This window comes from Arthrobacter sp. TJ-254, from assembly GCF_058269175.1.
Window position 1 is genome coordinate 573,874 of record NZ_JBZCNF010000003.1, and the last position, 18,069, is coordinate 591,942.

At 69.6% G+C, this 18,069-nt stretch carries 11 protein-coding genes; 8 read left to right on the top strand and 3 right to left on the bottom strand.

Annotation, left to right across the window (positions count from 1 at the left end; all coding sequences use genetic code 11):
- Positions 1-49 precede the first annotated feature (49 nt).
- The 3 genes from AC4D14_RS11305 to AC4D14_RS11315 are packed head-to-tail and all read right to left on the bottom strand — an operon-like array spanning position 50 to position 5,002.
- The gene (locus AC4D14_RS11305; protein WP_490902310.1) at positions 50-2,518 is read right to left on the bottom strand and encodes a transglutaminase TgpA family protein; all 2,469 of its coding nucleotides are present in this window, start codon (positions 2,516-2,518) and stop codon (positions 50-52) included.
- Complete coding sequence (locus AC4D14_RS11310) at positions 2,515-3,969, bottom strand: DUF58 domain-containing protein (protein ID WP_490902311.1); 1,455 nt, start codon at positions 3,967-3,969, stop codon at positions 2,515-2,517. Before AC4D14_RS11310 ends, AC4D14_RS11305 begins: the two co-directional genes overlap by 4 nt.
- A 10-nt stretch (positions 3,970-3,979) precedes the next feature.
- Positions 3,980-5,002 carry an AAA family ATPase gene (locus AC4D14_RS11315; protein WP_490902404.1) on the bottom strand — a complete coding sequence of 341 codons (1,023 nt, stop codon included), beginning with the start codon at positions 5,000-5,002 and terminating at the stop codon, positions 3,980-3,982.
- Between the two features lie 189 nt (positions 5,003-5,191).
- Between AC4D14_RS11315 and AC4D14_RS11320 the strand changes: the two genes are divergently transcribed.
- The 8 genes from AC4D14_RS11320 to AC4D14_RS11355 all read left to right on the top strand — a co-directional run bounded on the left by AC4D14_RS11320 (position 5,192) and on the right by AC4D14_RS11355 (position 17,984).
- Positions 5,192-6,193 (top strand): TatD family hydrolase, encoded by a 1,002-nt coding sequence (locus AC4D14_RS11320; protein ID WP_490902313.1) that lies wholly within the window; start codon positions 5,192-5,194, stop codon positions 6,191-6,193.
- 310 nt (positions 6,194-6,503) lie between these two features.
- Positions 6,504-7,682, top strand: coding sequence for a resuscitation-promoting factor (locus AC4D14_RS11325; protein ID WP_490902315.1), 1,179 nt, complete (start codon positions 6,504-6,506; stop codon positions 7,680-7,682).
- A 111-nt stretch (positions 7,683-7,793) separates the two neighbouring features.
- Positions 7,794-8,684: a 16S rRNA (adenine(1518)-N(6)/adenine(1519)-N(6))-dimethyltransferase RsmA gene (rsmA, locus tag AC4D14_RS11330; RefSeq protein WP_490902316.1), complete on the top strand. Its 891-nt coding sequence runs from the start codon at positions 7,794-7,796 to the stop codon at positions 8,682-8,684.
- Between the two features lie 124 nt (positions 8,685-8,808).
- The gene (locus tag AC4D14_RS11335; protein WP_490902318.1) at positions 8,809-9,759 is read left to right on the top strand and encodes a 4-(cytidine 5'-diphospho)-2-C-methyl-D-erythritol kinase; all 951 of its coding nucleotides are present in this window, start codon (positions 8,809-8,811) and stop codon (positions 9,757-9,759) included.
- A 39-nt stretch (positions 9,760-9,798) separates the two neighbouring features.
- Positions 9,799-11,622, top strand: coding sequence for an ABC-F family ATP-binding cassette domain-containing protein (locus AC4D14_RS11340; RefSeq protein ID WP_490902319.1), 1,824 nt, complete (start codon positions 9,799-9,801; stop codon positions 11,620-11,622).
- A 114-nt stretch (positions 11,623-11,736) separates the two neighbouring features.
- Positions 11,737-13,740, top strand: coding sequence for an Hsp70 family protein (locus tag AC4D14_RS11345; protein WP_490902320.1), 2,004 nt, complete (start codon positions 11,737-11,739; stop codon positions 13,738-13,740).
- A gap of 8 nt (positions 13,741-13,748) precedes the next feature.
- The gene (locus AC4D14_RS11350) at positions 13,749-16,340 is read left to right on the top strand and encodes a LuxR C-terminal-related transcriptional regulator (protein ID WP_490902322.1); all 2,592 of its coding nucleotides are present in this window, start codon (positions 13,749-13,751) and stop codon (positions 16,338-16,340) included.
- A gap of 438 nt (positions 16,341-16,778) precedes the next feature.
- Positions 16,779-17,984 (top strand): IniB N-terminal domain-containing protein, encoded by a 1,206-nt coding sequence (locus AC4D14_RS11355; protein WP_490902323.1) that lies wholly within the window; start codon positions 16,779-16,781, stop codon positions 17,982-17,984.
- Positions 17,985-18,069: the final 85 nt, after the last annotated feature.

Sequence of the window (18,069 nt, forward strand, 5' to 3'; positions counted from 1 at the left end):
CCCCGGGCCGTCTGCGGGCCCGGGGACGGGATGTTCCGTTCCTCCCCGGTCAGGACCGTCCCGGGCGCCGGGGCCCGCCACCGCGCAGGAGGCCGCCGGCCAGCGAGCGGGGCAGGAAACGGGCGATGAGCCGGCCTCTGGGAGTGCTGCCGCGCCGGAGGGAAGCGGTCACGGCCTCAACGTCGCTCCACGCGCCGGTCCCCGTGGTCCGGTCCGGGATTTGAGTCCGGGTTCGATGGTCGGGGGTTTGCTGATCTGGGGTTCGATCAGGCGCGAGCACCGTTGAACCTCCGCCAACCGGTGCCGCAGGCCGTGGGCGCGGGTTCGGGCGCGGTGAAGCGTACTCCTCACGCTCGTAGGCCCGCTGCAGCCGCTCCAGGGAACCGGCGGCAGCCCCGTCGAAACCGGCCTCGCTGGCGAGGCGCCCGGAGAAGGTCCGCGGCGTGTCGGTGGGCAGCATCGGATGCCCGTAGTCGCTGGCCACGTCCGCGGTCTGCGCCCAGGCCGCCGTCGCCGCTCCGGCTTCGGGCCCCTCGAGGACGCGACGGCGGCGGGAAGTGGTGCGCGCGGTGCGCAGCAGCAGCGGCAGCAGGGCGAGGGCCGCCGCCGCGAGGACGGCAACGCCGGCCGCCCCCGCCGATTCCTCGGCAGACCCAGCGCCTCCGCGTGAGCCCTGCGGAGACTCGGCGCCCGGACTTGCCGCGGCGCCAGGGACCCCCGGAACGCGTCCCGGGTTCAGGTTCTCATCGTCGATCGGGGCGCCGGCCGGAGAAACCGCCGCGCGGGCGTATTCGGGCACGACCCCGCGCGAAGGGGTCGGCTCGAACCGGACCCAGCCGATACCTCTGAAGTAGAGCTCCGGCCACGCGTGGGCGTTCCGGGAGTCGACCTCGAATTCGCGCAGCTCGGTGTCGTCGGGGCCGTCGTAGACCTCGCCGGTGGCGAGCCCCGGCGTGTAGCCTACCGCCACCCTGCTCGGTATGCCGGCGGCGCGGGCCATCACGGCCATCGTTCCGGCGTAGTGGACGCAGTACCCGGATTTCACGTCGAGGAACCGGGCCATCACGTCCATGCTGCTGCCGTCGTAGCCGCCTTCGACAGGGGCGTCGACCGAATAGGTGAAGTCCGGGCCGCGCAGGTAGTTCTGGATGGCGAGTGCCTTGTCGTACGGGTTCCTGAACCTCCCGGCGACCTCCTGGGTCCGCTCCCTCACAATCTCGGGAGTGTCTTCCGGGAGGTTCGTGAAGATCGGATCGACGACACCGCGGCGGGCCGGGCGGATGGTGCTGAGCCTGTCGCGGGTCACCTCGGGGCTGGTGCTGCGGACATCGTAGGTCTGCCGTGCGGTGGTGCCGCCGTCGTAGGAGAGGATGCTCAGGTTCTTCGGATCCCAGGTCCAGCGTCCGTTGAGGTTGGTGACGCTCGCCGGGGCGTAGGGGGCGAGCAGCCAGGGGCTCGTGTAGCTTTGCGTGTCGATGCGGGTAAGGCTGCTCTCGCCGAACTCGTTTGCCGCGCGGAAGGACTCCGAACCCATGTCCTGCAGTCCGCGCTCGCGCTCCGCCAGCCGCTGGTCGGGCTCCCAGCGCTGGCCGGAGAAGTCCTCTAGGGTTACCGCCCTGAGGTAGACGGGGTCGAGGGAGTCGGTGGCGTAGGTGATCTGCCCGAACCCCGTGGGGTTGCGCAGGTCGTTGCCCAGGGTGACGGCGGGGTTCAGGCCGGTTGAGGTGCCCCACATCTTCAGGCGCGATCCCTGCGGGAACGCGCCCGTGGTGAATCCGGGGATGGCCAGGGGAAGCAGCAGGACCACGGTGAGGGTTGCCGCGCCGATCGCCAGCCCCCGGCTGAGGTACCCGGAGGACCCGGAGCCCGCTTCCGAAAAGACCAGGCCCTCCCGCCACTGGGCGCAGCCCAGCAGGAGGAGATAGGCGGCGGCCGTGAGCAGGAACGGGCCGATGCCGACACCGGTGGGCTTGACGATCGCGGGTACCACCATGAGGCACAGCAGCGGGACCCCGGTGAGTGCCGGCATGCGCAGGGTGGTGGCGAGCAGGTCCACCGCGACGGCGATCAGCCCGATGGCCGCGCACGTCACGAGGAAAATCCCGGCCCCTGGCAGGACCGGGGCGACCTGCGAGGTGATTGTCTCCCCGGCACGGTTGAGCAGGATCCGCACCTGCACCGAACTGCCGGGCCCGGGGATCACCCCGAGGATGCTCCGGGCGCTGAGGAACTGCGCGGTGAGGGCACCGCCGAGCGCGAGGAGCCCGGCCAGGGCGGTCACCGCCTCCGGAAGGCGGACGGCCCGGCTCAGCGCCATGACGAGCAGGACGGGGATGACTGTCCGCAGGACCGGGAGGAACCAGGTCCAGGATTCGATGACGCCGTTCAGGCTGGTGGCCGACGCCATTACCGCAGTCCCCGCCGCGGCGGTTACGAGCCAGTGCGCCCGCTCCTGGGGCGCCGGCCTCTCCCTTTCCGGCCGGGCAGGGCTGAGCGGGCGCTCAAGTGTCGCCGTCATCGGTCGCCTCCCGCGCGTGCCGGCGACGGCGCGGCGGAACCGGACGGCAGGCCCAGCCCCGCCCACACCGCAGGAAGGTCGGCCCGGGGGGAGACGGCGGCCGCCTGCCACCCGGCCGCCCGGAGGATGTCCAACTGCACCTCCGCGTGGGCGGGCTGGTCGGCGATCAACAGCGCAAGGGCCGCCGAGCCGTACCCGGATGCGGTGCCGAGGTTCACCGCCTCCGCCCGCGTCAGCTGCCCCAGGACGGCGATCAGTGGCCCCCGGTGCCGGGTCGCGGCCAGCTTGTCGAGCAGCCCGTCACCGAATGGCCGGTGCGCGGCTTCGGCTTCGGCCTCCTCCCGCCGGGCCGCCGCCCGACGCAGCGGCGTGCGCCCGCTCCGCCCGGGCTTCACCGCGGTGCTGCCCTGGCGCCGCCCCGTATCGGGGACCAGACCCAGCGCGGCGAGTCCTTCGGTGAGCGCTGCGAGCGCACCCGGGCCCTGGAACTCCTCGTCGCGCGGAAACGGAGCCGACGGCGAGGACAACAGGGCGGGATCCCCGGAATGGTCAAGGAAACGCACGGCATATCCCCGCTCGAGGAGGTGGGCGCTGATCGAGGCCACGGCCGTCACCGCCCACTCAAAGGCCGGCGAGGTGCTCATGCCGCCCGGTCCGGCGTCGCTTCCCAGTGCGGCATGGAGCCCGTACCCGAAGCTTGAATGGCGCTGATCCATGAGCAGTGTCGCCTGGGGGGTGGTCACCGACTCCTCCTGCCGCACCATCAGTTCGTTGTGCCGGGCCGTGGCCGGCCAGTGCACACGGCGCATCGAGTCGCCGTTCCGGTACTCCCGGGTCATGACATCGTCGTCGCTGGGATTCGCTGCCCGCCGCGTGGCGGCCTGGCCGTCGTTGCCGCGGGAGCCCGACAGCGGGGAGTGGAGCAGCTCAAGGGCGGCCGGGGTCACAACAAGCGGCGAGGTGCTGCCAAGCACGTGGCGGGACTTGCCCATGCCGAAGGGGTCGGTGAAGTCCGCGGTGACCGGGCCGATCTCGTAGATCCCGCGTGCCGAGGAGCGCAGCCGGTACTGGTAGAGGCTCACACCTGCGCGGGTCGGATTCCGGGACGGGAAGGTGAACTGCGGTGCCGGACCGAACCGGGAGGGAACCTGCTCGGCCATCGACACCGGCGGGCCGGACAAGCTGTCGGCGCTCACCGCCAGCCCCACCGTGGTCGTCGATCCGGTTTCCATCGTCTGGGGAGTAAAGCTCCGCTCGACACTGAACCGCGGCTTGATCAGGCGCAGCAGCAGCACCGACAGCAGAGGGACGGTGATGAGGAAGACACCGACGTAAAGCAGGTCCCTGCGGCCGAGGCCCTGGGCGAGCAGCAGCGAGAAAACCCCGGTCAGCACGAATCCCCAGCCGCGCTGCGTCAGGGTCTTGGAGGGGAGCCTGTCAAGAAGTGCCATGGGGAGGAGCTCAGGTCCGCCTGGCGTCGGAGCCGCGCGGCACCGGCACCTTCGCCACGATGTGTTCGATGACCGACGACGACGTCTCACCGGCGCTCGTTGCCCGGCGGTCGAGCAGGAGCCGGTGGGAGAGGACCGCCTCGGCGATGCCGGCGATGTCGTCAGGAAGCACGAAGTCCCTGCCCTCGAGGGCGGCGCTCGCCTTGGCGGCGCGCAGCAGCTGAAGGAGCGCCCGCGGGCTTGCTCCAAGCCGCACCTGGGGGTGGGTCCTCGTCGCGGTGCCCAGCGCCACCGTGTACTCCTTGACCGCGCGGGAAACGTAAACCTCCTGAACCTGCTGCATCATTGCGGCGATACCGGCGGCGCTCGCCGCGGGGCGGATCCCGTTGAGCGGGGAGACCGACTGGTGGGCCTCAAGCATCTCGGCCTCGGAGCGCGCGTCCGGATATCCCATCGAGATGCGGGCCATGAAGCGGTCGCGCTGCGCTTCGGGCAGGGGATAGGTGCCTTCCATCTCGATCGGGTTCTGGGTGGCGATCACCATGAAGGGGGAACCGAGGGCGTGGGTGTGCCCGTCGACTGTCACCTGGTGTTCCTCCATGCACTCAAGAAGGGCCGACTGCGTCTTCGCCGACGCACGGTTGATTTCGTCCCCGATGACGATGTTCGCGAACACCGGTCCGGGACGGAACTCGAACCGGCGGGTGTCCTGGTTGAAGATCGAAACGCCGGTGACATCGGAGGGCAGCAGGTCCGGCGTGAACTGGATCCGGTTCACGCTGCAGTCGATGGTCCGGGCGAGCGTCTTGGCGAGCATCGTCTTACCGACGCCCGGGACGTCCTCAAGCAGCAGGTGGCCCTGCGCCAGCAGCACGGTAAGGGCGAGCCGCGCCGCAGCCGGTTTGCCGTCGATGACGGTGTTGATCGACTCAAGGATGCGGGAGCTGGCCGCGGCGAACGAATCCGGCGCCGGCGTGGAAGCGCCCGAGGGCAGCAGCTGGGGGGCCTCAACAGCGGTGTTCTGGATGTCCATGAATACCTTCCGCGCGGTGCCGCTGCGGTCCTCCGGCGGCGGGCTGCCGGAGATCGACGCGCAGGTGCCGACCCCGGCAATGTCCACAGGCAATGTCCACGGGGGTGTGCTTCGGCTGACTAGATTTACAGGGTACTAGCTCAACCTGTCCTGCGGGTGGAAAGTTCCGCGGCTGGATAGTCTTGGGGCATGTGCAACAGCTCCGATTACTCCCCGGGCCGTATTCCCCAGCCGTACCGCGCCGAGGACCCGGCCCCGGGAGCCGGCGGTGTGCACGGGCCGGCACCTGCCGCGCCGGGGGGTGCGGAGGACCTGCAGGCCGTGAAGGCGCGTGCTGCCGAGAGCGGCGGTCAGCGGCGCAAACTCGAATACCCGCCGCTGCCCGAACCGCTGCCGGTGCCCGTCATCGACAACCACACCCACCTCGACTTCCGTGACGGACTCGTGCAGGTGACCCTCCGCGAGGCCCTCGACGCCGCCGCCGCGGCCGGAGTGCGCGGAGCCGTGCAGGTCGGCTCCGATCTCGAATCCTCGCGTTTCACGGTGCAGGCCGTCGATGCCGATCCCCGGCTGCTTGGGGCCGTGGCACTGCACCCCAACGACGCCCCTGTCCTGGCCGAGAACGGCACCCTCGAGGCGGCCCTCGCCGAAATCGAGCAGCTGGCCGCACACCCGCGCATCCGCGCGATCGGGGAGACCGGCCTCGATTACTTCCGCACCCCACCGGGCGGCATCAAGAACCAGCGGTACTCCTTCGTGCGGCACCTCGACATCGCCAAGCGGCTGGGGCTCGCGCTGCAGATCCACGACCGCGACGCCCACGACGACGTCGTCGACACCCTCCGGACCGAGGGTGCCCCCGACCGGGTCGTCCTCCACTGCTTCTCTGGGGACGCGGCCCTCGCGCGGATCTGCAACGAAAACGGCTGGTACATGTCCTTCGCGGGGACGGTGACCTTCAAGAACGCGCAGAACCTCCGCGAGGCGCTGCTGCTCGCCGATCCGGCACTCGTCCTCACCGAGACCGACTCGCCGTTCCTCACCCCGCACCCGTTCCGGGGCCAGCCGAATGCCTCCTATGTGGTTCCCTATACGGTGCGTTTCATGGCCGAGGTGCTTGGTGCCGACCTCGAGGAACTGTGCTGCAGGCTCACCTCGAATACTGAAGCGGTCTACGGGTCCTGGGACTGATCCGGCGCCCCCCCCCCCCCCGGCGGTGGAAGCGTGCCGCGGTTTGCGGTTCAGGTCACATTTCGATTACGGTGACACTCATTAGCCGGGGTCGGGGAAGGCTTTCCGGACTAATACCGTTCACTGCAGGTCCAAATCGGGCAGCGCGTCTGTGCTGCCGCTCTTCGGCCTGCTCCTGATCTGCCTGCGCAGCGCCGGTGGCTATCGCCGTTCGGGGCGCGCCTGCCGTGCTGCCGTTTTGTGCAGTGCCGCGGGCCGCCGTGGTGCTGACGTTCCCCGTGCCCGGAGGCTCAGCGTATTGGGGGACTGGATGTCGAAGCACAAGGGTATGCGGCTGCTTAAAAAGGCCGGCCAGGGCGTTGTGATGGGAAGCCTCGTATTTGGGCTCGTTGCCTTCGTTGGCAACGGCAAGGAGGTTCGCCTCAGCGTCGACGGCAAGGCAACGGCAGTGCAGACCTACGGGGCGACAGTGCAGGAAGTCCTCGCCAAGGCGAATGTCTCCCTTACCGAGCACGACCGCGTCAGCCCCGCCCTCGCGACGGAGGTCCGGGACGGCACGACAATCCGGGTGCAGAAGGCCCGCCCTGTCCCGCTCGTCCTCGACGGCTCGGCCACGACCCTCCACACGGTCGGGGCAACTGTCACCGACGTTCTTTCCGAACTCGGGGTCCCCCGCGGTTCGAAGGTCTCGGAGACCGGAAGCACGCCGCTCACGGCCCTCGACGGCCCCCTGACAATCACCACGCCCAAAAACGTGACCGTCACCGTCGACGGCCGCACGAAGGCCGCAACCACCACCTCCGCCTGGCTCGGAGAGCTGCTCACCGAGCTGCGCATCACCCTCGGCCCCGAAGACAGGCTTTCAATTCCCTCCTCCTCGGCCGTCGTTGACGGGATGGGGCTGAAGATCACCCGGGTTGAGAGCGGCAAGAGAATCACCGTCACCAAAACCCTCCCGTTCGGCAGCACGGTCACCGAGGACCCCCGCCTCGCCAAGGGCGAAAAGGATGTCAAGGTCGCCGGCGTGCGCGGTGAGCGCACCCAGATCTTCTCCGTTGATCTTGTCGACGGCAAGGAAGTCTCCCGCATCCTCCTGAGCGACAAGGTGACCCGCAAACCCGTCGAGGAGCAGATCGCCCTCGGCTCGAAGGAGCCGGTGAAGAAGGCCGAGCGCGCCGAACCTGCCGCCGTTCCCGCCCGGCCCGCCCAGCCCGCACGGGCCCGCGGCGGCGCGCAGCCGGCCGGCGGCCCGTGGGCGGCCCTCGCCCAGTGCGAATCCGGCGGGAACTGGTCGATCAATTCCGGCAACGGCTACTACGGCGGGCTGCAGTTCAGCGAGTCGAGCTGGCTCGGCGCCGGTGGCGGGAAGTACGCCCCGCTGCCGCATCTCGCCTCGCCCAGTGAGCAGATCGCCACCGCGGAGGTGCTGAAGCAGAACGGCGGCTGGGGGCACTGGCCCTCCTGCTCCGCCAAGCTCGGCCTCGGCTGACGGTCAGGGGCGCGGCGCCAGGCTGTCCCGGCCAGCGAGGACAGGAGCCGCGGCGGGCCCGGGAGCACCGCTGCTGAAACGCGCCGGGCGCCCGGCGGCTACCATGACTAGGTGACTTCGCCCTCGACAACGCCGCCCCCTGCACCGCTCTTCGGAGCAGCCGACATCCGGCGGCTCGCGGCCGAACTGGACATCCGTCCGACCAAGACCCTTGGCCAGAACTTCGTGATCGACGGCAACACCATCCGCCGCATCGTCGCTGCCGCGCAGCTTGGACCCGCCGACATCGTCCTTGAGGTCGGTCCCGGCCTCGGTTCGCTCACCCTCGGCCTCCTCGACGCCGCCGAGCGCGTCGTCGCCGTTGAAATCGATCCGGTGCTCGCCGGCAAGCTCGACGCGACGGTGCGTCAGTGGCGGCCCGAGCGTGCCGGCGCACTCGACGTCGTCCTTGCCGACGCCCTGCGGGTGACTGAGCTTCCGCACGCGCCGACGGCGCTCGTCGCCAACCTCCCGTACAACGTCGCGGTGCCTGTTGTGCTCAACCTCCTCGAGCGCTTTCCCTCGCTGCGGTCGGGGCTTGTCATGGTGCAGGACGAAGTAGCCGACCGCCTCGCCGCCGGGCCTGGTTCGAAGGTATATGGAGTGCCGTCGGTGAAGGCAGCCTGGTATTCGCGGATGTCGAAAGCCGGAGTGGTCGGCAAGAACGTCTTCTGGCCGGCACCGAAGATCGCCTCGGGCCTCGTCCGGTTCACCCGGCACGAACCTCCGGCCACCAAGGCCTCCCGGGAGGAAGTCTTCGCCGTGATCGACGCGGCCTTCGCCCAGCGGCGGAAAACCCTCCGCGCTGCGCTGGCGCCCTGGGCGGGAAGCGCACCGCAGGCCGAGCAGGCCCTGCGGCAGGCCGGGGTGGACCCCACGGCGCGCGGGGAAGTCCTCGACATCGAGGCATTCGCCCGGATCGCCGAGGCCCGCGGCGCGCTCCCGCTGCCGGACGCGCAGTAGGGCAGGAGGGCCGTCCCCGGGGGTACTCCGGTGCCCCGGGAGGGCGCGTCCGGGGCGCTGCGATTTTCCGCAGATTCAGCGGTGATCTAAGTTTGACTCTATGGTGTCGGGCAGAGCAGGGGATATGCGGATTGGCCCGCGGACCGTCAGGGTCCGGGCGCCGGGCAAGATCAACGTCTCGCTTCGGGTGGGCCCGCCCCGTGAAGACGGGTATCACGGCATCGCCAGCGTCTTCCTCGCCGTCTCCCTGTATGAGGAGGTCACCGCGACAAGCACCGACGGCGACGACGTCACCGTCAGCGTCAACGGCCAGGGAAGCCTCAACCTTCCGCCGGAGGCGATCCCCCTCGACGCAACGAACCTTGCGGTGCGCGCCGCGCACCTGCTCGCCGCTGTCAGCGCCGGCTCGACCGGGGTGCACCTCGACATCACCAAGCGCGTACCGGTCTCCGGGGGCATGGGCGGTGGGTCTGCCGACGCCGCCGCCGCCCTGCTCGCCTGCGACGCCCTGTGGGGCTGCGGTTTCTCCCGGGACGAGCTGGCCAAGATCGCCGTTGGCCTTGGCGCCGACGTCCCGTTCGCGCTGCTTGGCGGAACCGCGGTCGGCCTCGGTGTCGGCGAGCGGCTGACCCCCGCCATCTCGAAGACACCGCTCCACTGGACCCTCGTGCCGGCCGACTACGGCCTGGCGACCCCCGTCGTGTACCGGCTGCTCGATGAAATCCGGCTGCGCAACGGCGAGGAACCCCCGCTGCAGCCGGAAATCGAGCCTGCAATCCTTGGCGCGATGCGCGCCGGCGACGCAGTTGCCCTTGCGCCGCTGCTCCACAACGACCTCCAGCGGCCCGCACTGGAACTGGCCCCCGGGCTTGGCGATATCCTAGAGGCAGGGCGTGCAGCGGGCGCGCTGGCGGGTATCGTCTCCGGCTCCGGTCCCACTGTGGCATTCCTGGCCCGAAGCGCCGGGCATGCGCTCGATCTTGAGACGCGGCTCGCCGCAGAGGGCCTTCCCGCAGCCGCGGTCCACGGGCCGGCGCACGGGGCGCGGATCGTTCCCGACACCATCACCGGCTGAACCTCCCGCCGGCAGCACCTTTACTGAAAGCAGTATTCCTTGGCACATCTTCTCGGCGCTGAAAACCTCAGCGTCGCCTTCGTCACCCGCACCATCCTCAACGGTGTGTCCCTCGGCCTCGAAGACGGCGACCGGATCGGCATAGTGGGACGCAACGGCGACGGCAAGTCGACGCTGATGCGCCTGCTCGCCCAGCGGCAGAGCCCCGACTCCGGCCGCGTGACCCGCCGCCGCGACGTCACGGTGGGCTACCTCGACCAGACGGACGTCCTCGACGGCGCGCTCGAGGTGGGGCAGGCGATCGTCGGCGACCAGGCCGACCACGAGTGGGCGTCGAACCCCAAGATCCGCGACGTCATGGGCGGGCTCGTGTCGGAGGTTGACTGGCATGCGAAGGTGTCCTCGCTGTCCGGCGGGCAGAAGCGGCGCGTTGCGCTCGCGAAACTGCTCATTGGGGACGACGACGTCATCATGCTCGATGAGCCCACCAACCACCTCGACGTCGAGGGGGTCGCCTGGCTCGCCCGCCACCTGAAGCAGAGGTGGCGGCCCTCGGAGGGCGGACTCCTCGTTGTCACCCACGACCGCTGGTTCCTCGACGAAATCTGCAACCACACCTGGGAAGTCCACGACGCCGTTGTCGATGACTTCGACGGCGGCTACGCGGCCTACGTGCTCGCCCGCGCCGAACGGGACCGCATGGCCACTGTCGTGGAGAGCAAGCGCGTTCAGCTGGTCAAGAAGGAACTGGCGTGGCTGCGGCGCGGCGCTCCGGCGCGGACGGCGAAACCGAAGTTCCGGATCGAGGCGGCGAACGAACTGATCGCCGACGTCCCCGAGCCGCGCGACTCCCTGGCCCTGAGCAAGATGGCGATGGCCCGCCTCGGCAAGGATGTCCTTGACCTTGAGAACGTCAGCCTCGCCATTGATGACGGCGAGGAGCACGAGCGCCCCCTGTTCCGGGACATCACGCTGCGGCTGGCGCCGGGTCAGCGCCTGGGCCTGGTCGGGGTGAACGGTTCGGGTAAGACAACGCTCCTGCGCCTGCTCAACGGTGAGATGAAACCGACTTCCGGCCGGCTCAAGAGGGGCAAGACGGTGAAGACGGCCGTCCTTTCCCAGGAGGTGCGCGAGCTCGACGAGCTCGGCGACAGCAGGGTGATCGAGGTCATCGAGTCGGAGAAGCGTGTCTTCAGCGTCGGCGGCAAGGAAGTTTCGGCGAGCCAGCTCGTTGAGCAGCTGGGCTTCACCAACGAAAAGCAGTGGACCCGGGTGAGCGAGCTCTCCGGGGGCGAGCGCCGCCGCCTTCAGCTGCTCCGCCTGCTCGTCGGCGAGCCGAACGTGCTCATGCTCGACGAGCCCACGAACGACCTCGACACCGACACGCTCTCGGCGATCGAGGACGTGCTCGACGGGTGGCCGGGCACCCTGGTTGTTGTCTCCCACGACCGGTACCTGCTCGAGCGGGTCACCGACACGCAGATGGCACTGCTGGGCGACGGGCGGCTGCGCGACCTGCCCGGCGGTGTTGACCAGTACCTCGAACTGCGCGCCGCCGCCGGCCCGATGACGGCGACCGGCGCGGCCGCGTCTCCCGCGGTCAGCGGGGGCGGCGCGGGCGGATCCTCCTCGGAGGCGGACCTGCGGCAGGCACGCAAGGATCTGGCGCGGATCGAGCGGCAGATCACCAAGCTCGACGCCCAGAAGGGCAAGCTGAACCAGCAGATGGGCGAGGCAGGCGCAAGGGCGGACGCCGACTTTGAGTACCTGGCGGGACTGAACGCGAAGCTCTCCGCACTGCAGCAGGAGACCGAGGAACTCGAGGCCCAGTGGCTGCTCGCGGCGGAGGTGCTGGGCGAGTAGTAAGCGCTTAAAAACGAGTATCGGAAGGGCGAAATTACGATGGGTTTCGCCTGAACCGCGGTGTTAGCTAGAGGCTGACCCACGCGAACGAAGATGCTTTATTAGGACTGCTATATGCCTTACGTGCTTGGCGTTGACATCGGAACGAGCTTCACTGCCGCTGCCATAACGCGGCTGGGCAGGGACGCCGTTCCTCCGCCCCAAGTGCTCGGGCTGGGTCTGCGCGGGGGAGCAGTGCCTACGGTGATCTTCCTCAGCGAGGACGGTTCGACCCTGGTCGGCGAAGCCGCCGAGCGGCGCGGACTCGACTGCCCCGAACGGGTGGTGCGCGAGTTCAAGCGGCGCATCGGAGATTCGGTGCCGATTGTTGTGGGAGACGTCAGCGTCGCCCCCGAGGACCTCTTCGCCACAATGGCCCGCTGGGTGGTTGACCGTGCCGAGGAGCGCGAAGGCGAGGCGCCCGGGGCGGTCACGCTCACCCACCCGGCCGCCTGGGGCGAGTACAAGAAAACCCTCGTCCGGCAGGCACTGGCCGGCGTGGGCCTCGCCGACGTGGTGCTGCTCAGCGAACCGGAGGCTGCAGCACTGCACTATGCCTCCCAGGAGCGCGTGGAAACCGGAAGCGCCATCGCGGTCTACGACCTCGGCGGCGGCACCTTCGACGCCGCAGTCCTGCGCAAGAACGAATCCCAGTCCTTCACCGTCCTTGGACGCCCCGGCGGAATCGAGCGGCTGGGAGGCGCCGATTTCGACCACGCCGTCTTCGCCCACGTTGCCGCCAGCGCGGGGGAAGCCTTCTCCCGGATAGACCCCTCCGATCCCGAAACGCTTTCGGCATTGTCGAGGCTGCGCAGGGAATGCACCGAGGCCAAGGAGGCGCTCTCCGCAGACTCCGAGGCGACAATCCGCCTGCTGCTTCCTGGTGTTTCCTCGTCGGTGCGCCTCGTGCGGTCCGAATTCGAAGCGATGATCGATGGTCCGGTGCAGGAGACCCTCGCCCTGCTCGGCGAGGTGATGCAGGCAGCTGAGGTCGAAGCGGCCGACCTCTCCGCCGTGCTGCTGATCGGCGGATCCTCACGCATTCCGCTCGTCGCCGAACTGCTGTCCGACGAACTGAACCGCCCGATCGCCATCGACGCCGACCCCAAGGCGTCGATTTCCCTCGGCGCCGCCTTCGCCGCGGCGTCCCTTGTCGAGTCGGACGACGACGATGCCGTTGCCGCCCTTCCGGCGGTTGGGGCCGGAGCCGCCGGAGCTGCCGGATTCGTGGCAGCTGCCCCGGTGCGTCCGGCCTTCGCCGAGGGGCACGCACCGATCCTCCCGGCGGGCGCCCACGGACAGGTGGCCCGGTCCCGCAGGCGGGTCCGGATGGTCGCCGTCGTTGCCTCCGCCGCCCTCGTCACCGGCCTGACCGCCACTGCGGCGCAGAGCCCCACCTTTTTCGGCGCCGCGAGTGCCCTCGCCGAGTCGAACGGCACCGTCGAAACGCAGGCCCCGGCCGAGACCGGTGCGCCGGCCGGCCCTGACACCGGCGAGGCGCAGGAGCCGGCCGAGAGCTGGTTCGCACAGGCGACCGAGGAGGCAGGGCTCGGCGCAGCCCAGGCGCAGGACGGGGAAACCGACGAACCGCAAAAGGGCGCCAAGCCTTCGTCCACCCGTTCCTCCGGCGACAAATCCCCAACGGCGAAGCCGAACTCAACCGCCACTCCGTCGCAGGGTCCCAAGACATCCGACGCTGCCGAGCCGGGGGACACGCCGAAACCGTCGCCGACGACGCCCGCGCCGTCACCCACGACCGGCGCGCCGACGCCCGGCTCGACCCCGGGCGACACCCCCTCGCCGGCCCCGGACCCGGACCCGACCACGCCGGCCCCGAATCCTGTGCCAACCACCCAGGAGCCGGTACCCACATCTCCGGCGCCCGCGCCGGATCCCGATCCTGCTCCGGCTCCTGATCCCGATCCGGCTCCTGCTCCGGACCCCGCTCCTGCTCCAGACCCGGATCCCGCTCCGGACCCGGCTCCGGAACCCGAGCAGACATTCACACCCACCTCGGCTCCAGAACCGGAGCCGATTCCCACCGACAGCGGCGAACCGCCTGCAGCGCCTGAGGGATGATCAACGGCATGGGGGCCGGGTTTATGGGGGTGGCAGTGCGGGGAGCGGTACCTGGAGCGGCGGCTGCCTCGTTCCTCAGCGAGATTGAAAAAGGTGCCGCCACGCCGGGGCTGCGGATTGTTGCGGGGATCGCCGGCGCCGGCGGCTCGGGCAAGACGGCGCTGCTCGATGCCGTCGAGGAGCACTACCGCGCCGCAGGGGCCGAGGTCCTGCGCGGGGCGGCGGCCTTCGACCTCCCGCCGGGCAGCGGGTACACCGCAGTGCTTGTTGACGACGCCCACCTGCTCACCGGTTCGGACATCGAGCGGATCTCGACCCTCGTCGAGGACCGCGCCGGGACGGTGATCGTCGCATACCGGCCCCATCCCCGGCCGCCCGCGCTCCGGCCGCTCCTGGCGGTCCTTGAGCAGCACCACCCGACGGTGGTCCTCGGGCCGCTGACGCGGAAAGAGATTTCCGCCAATGCCGGCGCTGCCCTTGGCACGCCCGTGCCCCCGGGCCTGGTCGAACTGGTCACCGAGCTGACCGGCGGAATGACCTGGCTCGTCCAGCGGCTCCTCACGGGCCTGCAGCAGGAGGGCTGGCACCCCGGATCGCCCCCGGCCGTTCCCCGCAGCGTGTTGGACAATCTTGCGTACGACCTCGACGAAGTGGATCCCGCGCTGCGCGGTCTGCTGCTTGCCCTCTCCGTGGGCTTCGGACCCCGTCAGGTTCCGCCGATGGCCGAACACGGCGACGAAGCGGTCGATGCCATCCTCGCCCGGGGACGGGCAGCGGGGTTCCTGCTGCCCGACGGCAGGATCGCGCCGCTCGTCCGCCGCGCGGTCCTGCTGACCACCCCGAGATACCACGTGCGCGGGCTGCAGCAGGCACTTGTCGACACCCTTGCCGCCGAAGGGCTCCCGCTGACCGAAGTCGCCCGGGACCTGGCGCGCGACGGATTCATCGACCCCCGGGTGGCGGCGGCACTCGAGCAAGCGGGGGACGCCGCCCTCGCCGAGCAGCCCGACCTTGCCGCGGCCCTGTACGAGGAGGCGGCGACGGCGGGTGGGAACGGACTTCCCACCGCCGCCCGGCGTGCCCAGGCAGCGGCGGCAACCGGAGACCTCGACGGGGCCTGCCGCATCCTCGACCAGCTCCTTGCCCAGGATTCGATCCCCGACCTGACCCGCGCCGTCGACGTTTCCGCATCGGTGTGGGCCCAGCGGGGCATGCTTTCGCGCGCCGCGGAGGTCTACCGGTGGCTCGGGGAGACGCGGGCCGGCGGCTCGGCAGCCCTCGCCGCTGTCGCAATGATGGGCAGCGGTGACCGGGACCGCGCGGAATCGATGCTTCAGAGCGCCGCTTCATCCGGCTCCCCAACCCTGCTCGCGGTGTCCGTTGCGTTGATGGGGCAGGGAATCGCCGACTCGCTCGGCCCGACGCCCACCCAGGCCCTCCCCGTGCTGATCCGGGCCTCGGACATGATGACCGCCTCGGGCCAGGCCGTGCCCCTGCCCGATTCCCCTGCCGCCCTTGCCGCACTCGTTGCATTGAACAGCGGGGAACTTGAGGTTGCCGAGTCCGTCCTTGACGCCGCCCTCAACGGTCGGCAGGGGGGAGCCGCGGCCCGCCCCCGGCTCCTGCTCCTGCGGGCCTGGACGGCCCTGCAGCAGGACCAGCCCGGAAGGGCCAGCACACTCGCCGCCGAAGCGGCGTCCGCGCCGGGCGGCCTGCCCCCGCGCGACGAGTTCTTCCACACCGCACTCCTTGTGGGCCTTGCGCGGCGCACCGGTGACGTTCCAACGCTTGTCACTGCATGGCAGCGGGCGAGGGAAGGAATCCTGCGGATCTCGATCGACCTTTACTGCCTGCTTCCGCTCGGTGAGCTGCTTGTCGCCGCGGCACGGCTGCGCGATTCCGCGCGGCTCGACTTCCAACTCAACGAGGCGTGGGCGCTGCTGGCCCGGCTCGGCAAGCCCGCCCTGTGGTCGGTTCCCCTGCACTGGTCCGCCGTGCAGGCGGCGCTGCTTTCCGAGCGGCCCGGGGATCTTGCCCCGCATGCCGCCGCACTCGTGCGGGCGGCCGGCAGCTACCATCTGGCCTCGGTCCTCGCTGCGGCCGGACGGGCCTGGATTTCGGTGCTCGCGGGCACCTTCGCTGTCGATACAGTCGAGACCGCCGCGCGCGAACTCGCTGTCACCGGGTTCCGGTGGGACGGCTCACGCCTTGCCGGACATGCCGCAGCGCGTGCCGATGACCGCAGGGACATGGCACGCCTCATGGCGTGCGCACGCGACCTCCACCCCACGCGGCCCGCCAGTGCGCCTGCGCCTGCGCAAAGCGCCCCGGCCGGAGCCGGAGCCAGGCGCCGTCCGGCACCCCGTCCGAGAGACGCCGCAGGCGACGGTTCAGGGCTCAGCGCCCGGGAGCGCGAAGTGGCACGCCTTGTGCTCGAGGGCCGGACCTACCGGGAAATCGGTGAGGCGATCTTTATCTCGCCGCGCACCGCCGAGCACCACATCGCACGGATCCGCCGGCGGCTCGGCGTCACGAACCGGGCCGACCTGCTTATCCAGCTCCGCCTGGCCCTCGGACGCACCGACGACACCGCCGGCTGACCGGCCTCCCCGCATCTTCGGAACACCGGAACACCGGAACACCGCAACACCCCTACACAGAACACCGCCGCCGCAGGCCGGCCCGTCCTTCGCCCCGTCCTTCGCCCCGGCCCGCCGTGCGCCCCGGCCCGCCGTGCGCCCCGGCCCGCCGTGCGCCCCGGCCCGCCGTGCGCCCCGGCCCGCCGGAAGCCCCGGCCCGCCGGAAGCCACGGCGTCCGGGCGCTCAGCGCGGCCTCCGATCCCGGGAGAGGGCAAAACCCCTAACTCAAAAACCCCTAACCCCCTGTACTGGCATTCCCCCAAACCCCTAACCGGCGCCCCTTAAGGAGGGGGGACAGCCCCGATGGCGGGGTCCGCAGCCGGTTCTAGGTTTGATTCAAGCCAGCAGCCAGCTCGGCGGTTACTGAGAAAACACTCTTCAGATTGAGGGAGCATCCAATGCCTACACTCGCCACAACCCTTCTCGAATTCCTGATGAACCTGTTCAAGGACCCCGAGGCCGCTGCCGCATTCCAGGAGGACCCCGAGGGCGCACTCGCCGAAGCAGGGCTCGGCGGAGTCTGCATGGAAGACGTCGACGCGGTCATGCCCGTCATCGTTGACTACGCCCCCGTTACCGTCGACTCCTCGTTCGACCGCAACTACAACACCGGCGGCAACACCTCCACCGTCGACGGCGGCAACGGCAACGGCGGAGTCAGCGTCGGCCCGATCGGCGTTCCGAGCACGGGCGGCCACTCACACGGTCCCGGCCAGGGCCACGACCACAACGACCACGCCCACGCGGTGCAGCAGCTGACGCACGTCGTCAACAACTACTCCTACACCTCGAGCATCGATGACCGCGACACGATCACCGACCAGTCGGTGAACCAGAACATCTGGGCCAACGGCGACGTCACCCAGATGTTCGACAACGATGCCATCATCGCCTCGGGCGATGGTGCAATCGCCGCCGGCGGCGACGTTGCAGTGGACAACTCGACGGACAACGCCGCCGATGAGACCACCAACAACACCACCAACAACACGGTCACTGCGGGAGACAACGCGGACATCGAGATCGGCAACACCGACATCGACGTCGACATCGACGCCGAGAACTCCTTCAACGACAACTCCACCGAGAACTCCAACAACACGGAGAACTCGAACAACGAGACCCACGAGAACTCGCACAACGAGACCCACGAGAACTCGCACAATGAGGACAACTCGCACCACGAGGACAACTCGAAGGACGAGACCCACAACGAGACGCACAACTACACCGACAACTCCGAGACCCACGTCGACATCGACGACTCGTTCAACGAGGTCGAAATCGAGGATTCCTTCAACGAGGACTCCTACAACGAAACGACCGACAACTCGACCGACAACTCGACCAACGTCAAGGTGGAGGACTCGTTCAACGAGACGACCACCGAGACCGTCACCGTCGACGACTCGTTCAACGAGACCGACAACTCGACCAACGTCGAGGTCGAGATCGACGACTCCTTCAACGAGACGGACAACTCGACCAACGTTGAGACCGGTGACATCGACGCCGAATTCACCTCGATCGAGGACTCGGTTGTCCTGGTCGACAACGAGATCGCCATCGAAGAAGCCGACGTCGACGTAGACACGGCCCTCTAGGGAACAAAGACTGTCTCAAGAAGCGCAGATCGGCCCGTCAGGAAGCGTGCTTCCAGGCGGGCCGATCTGTAGTGTCGTCTGAAGC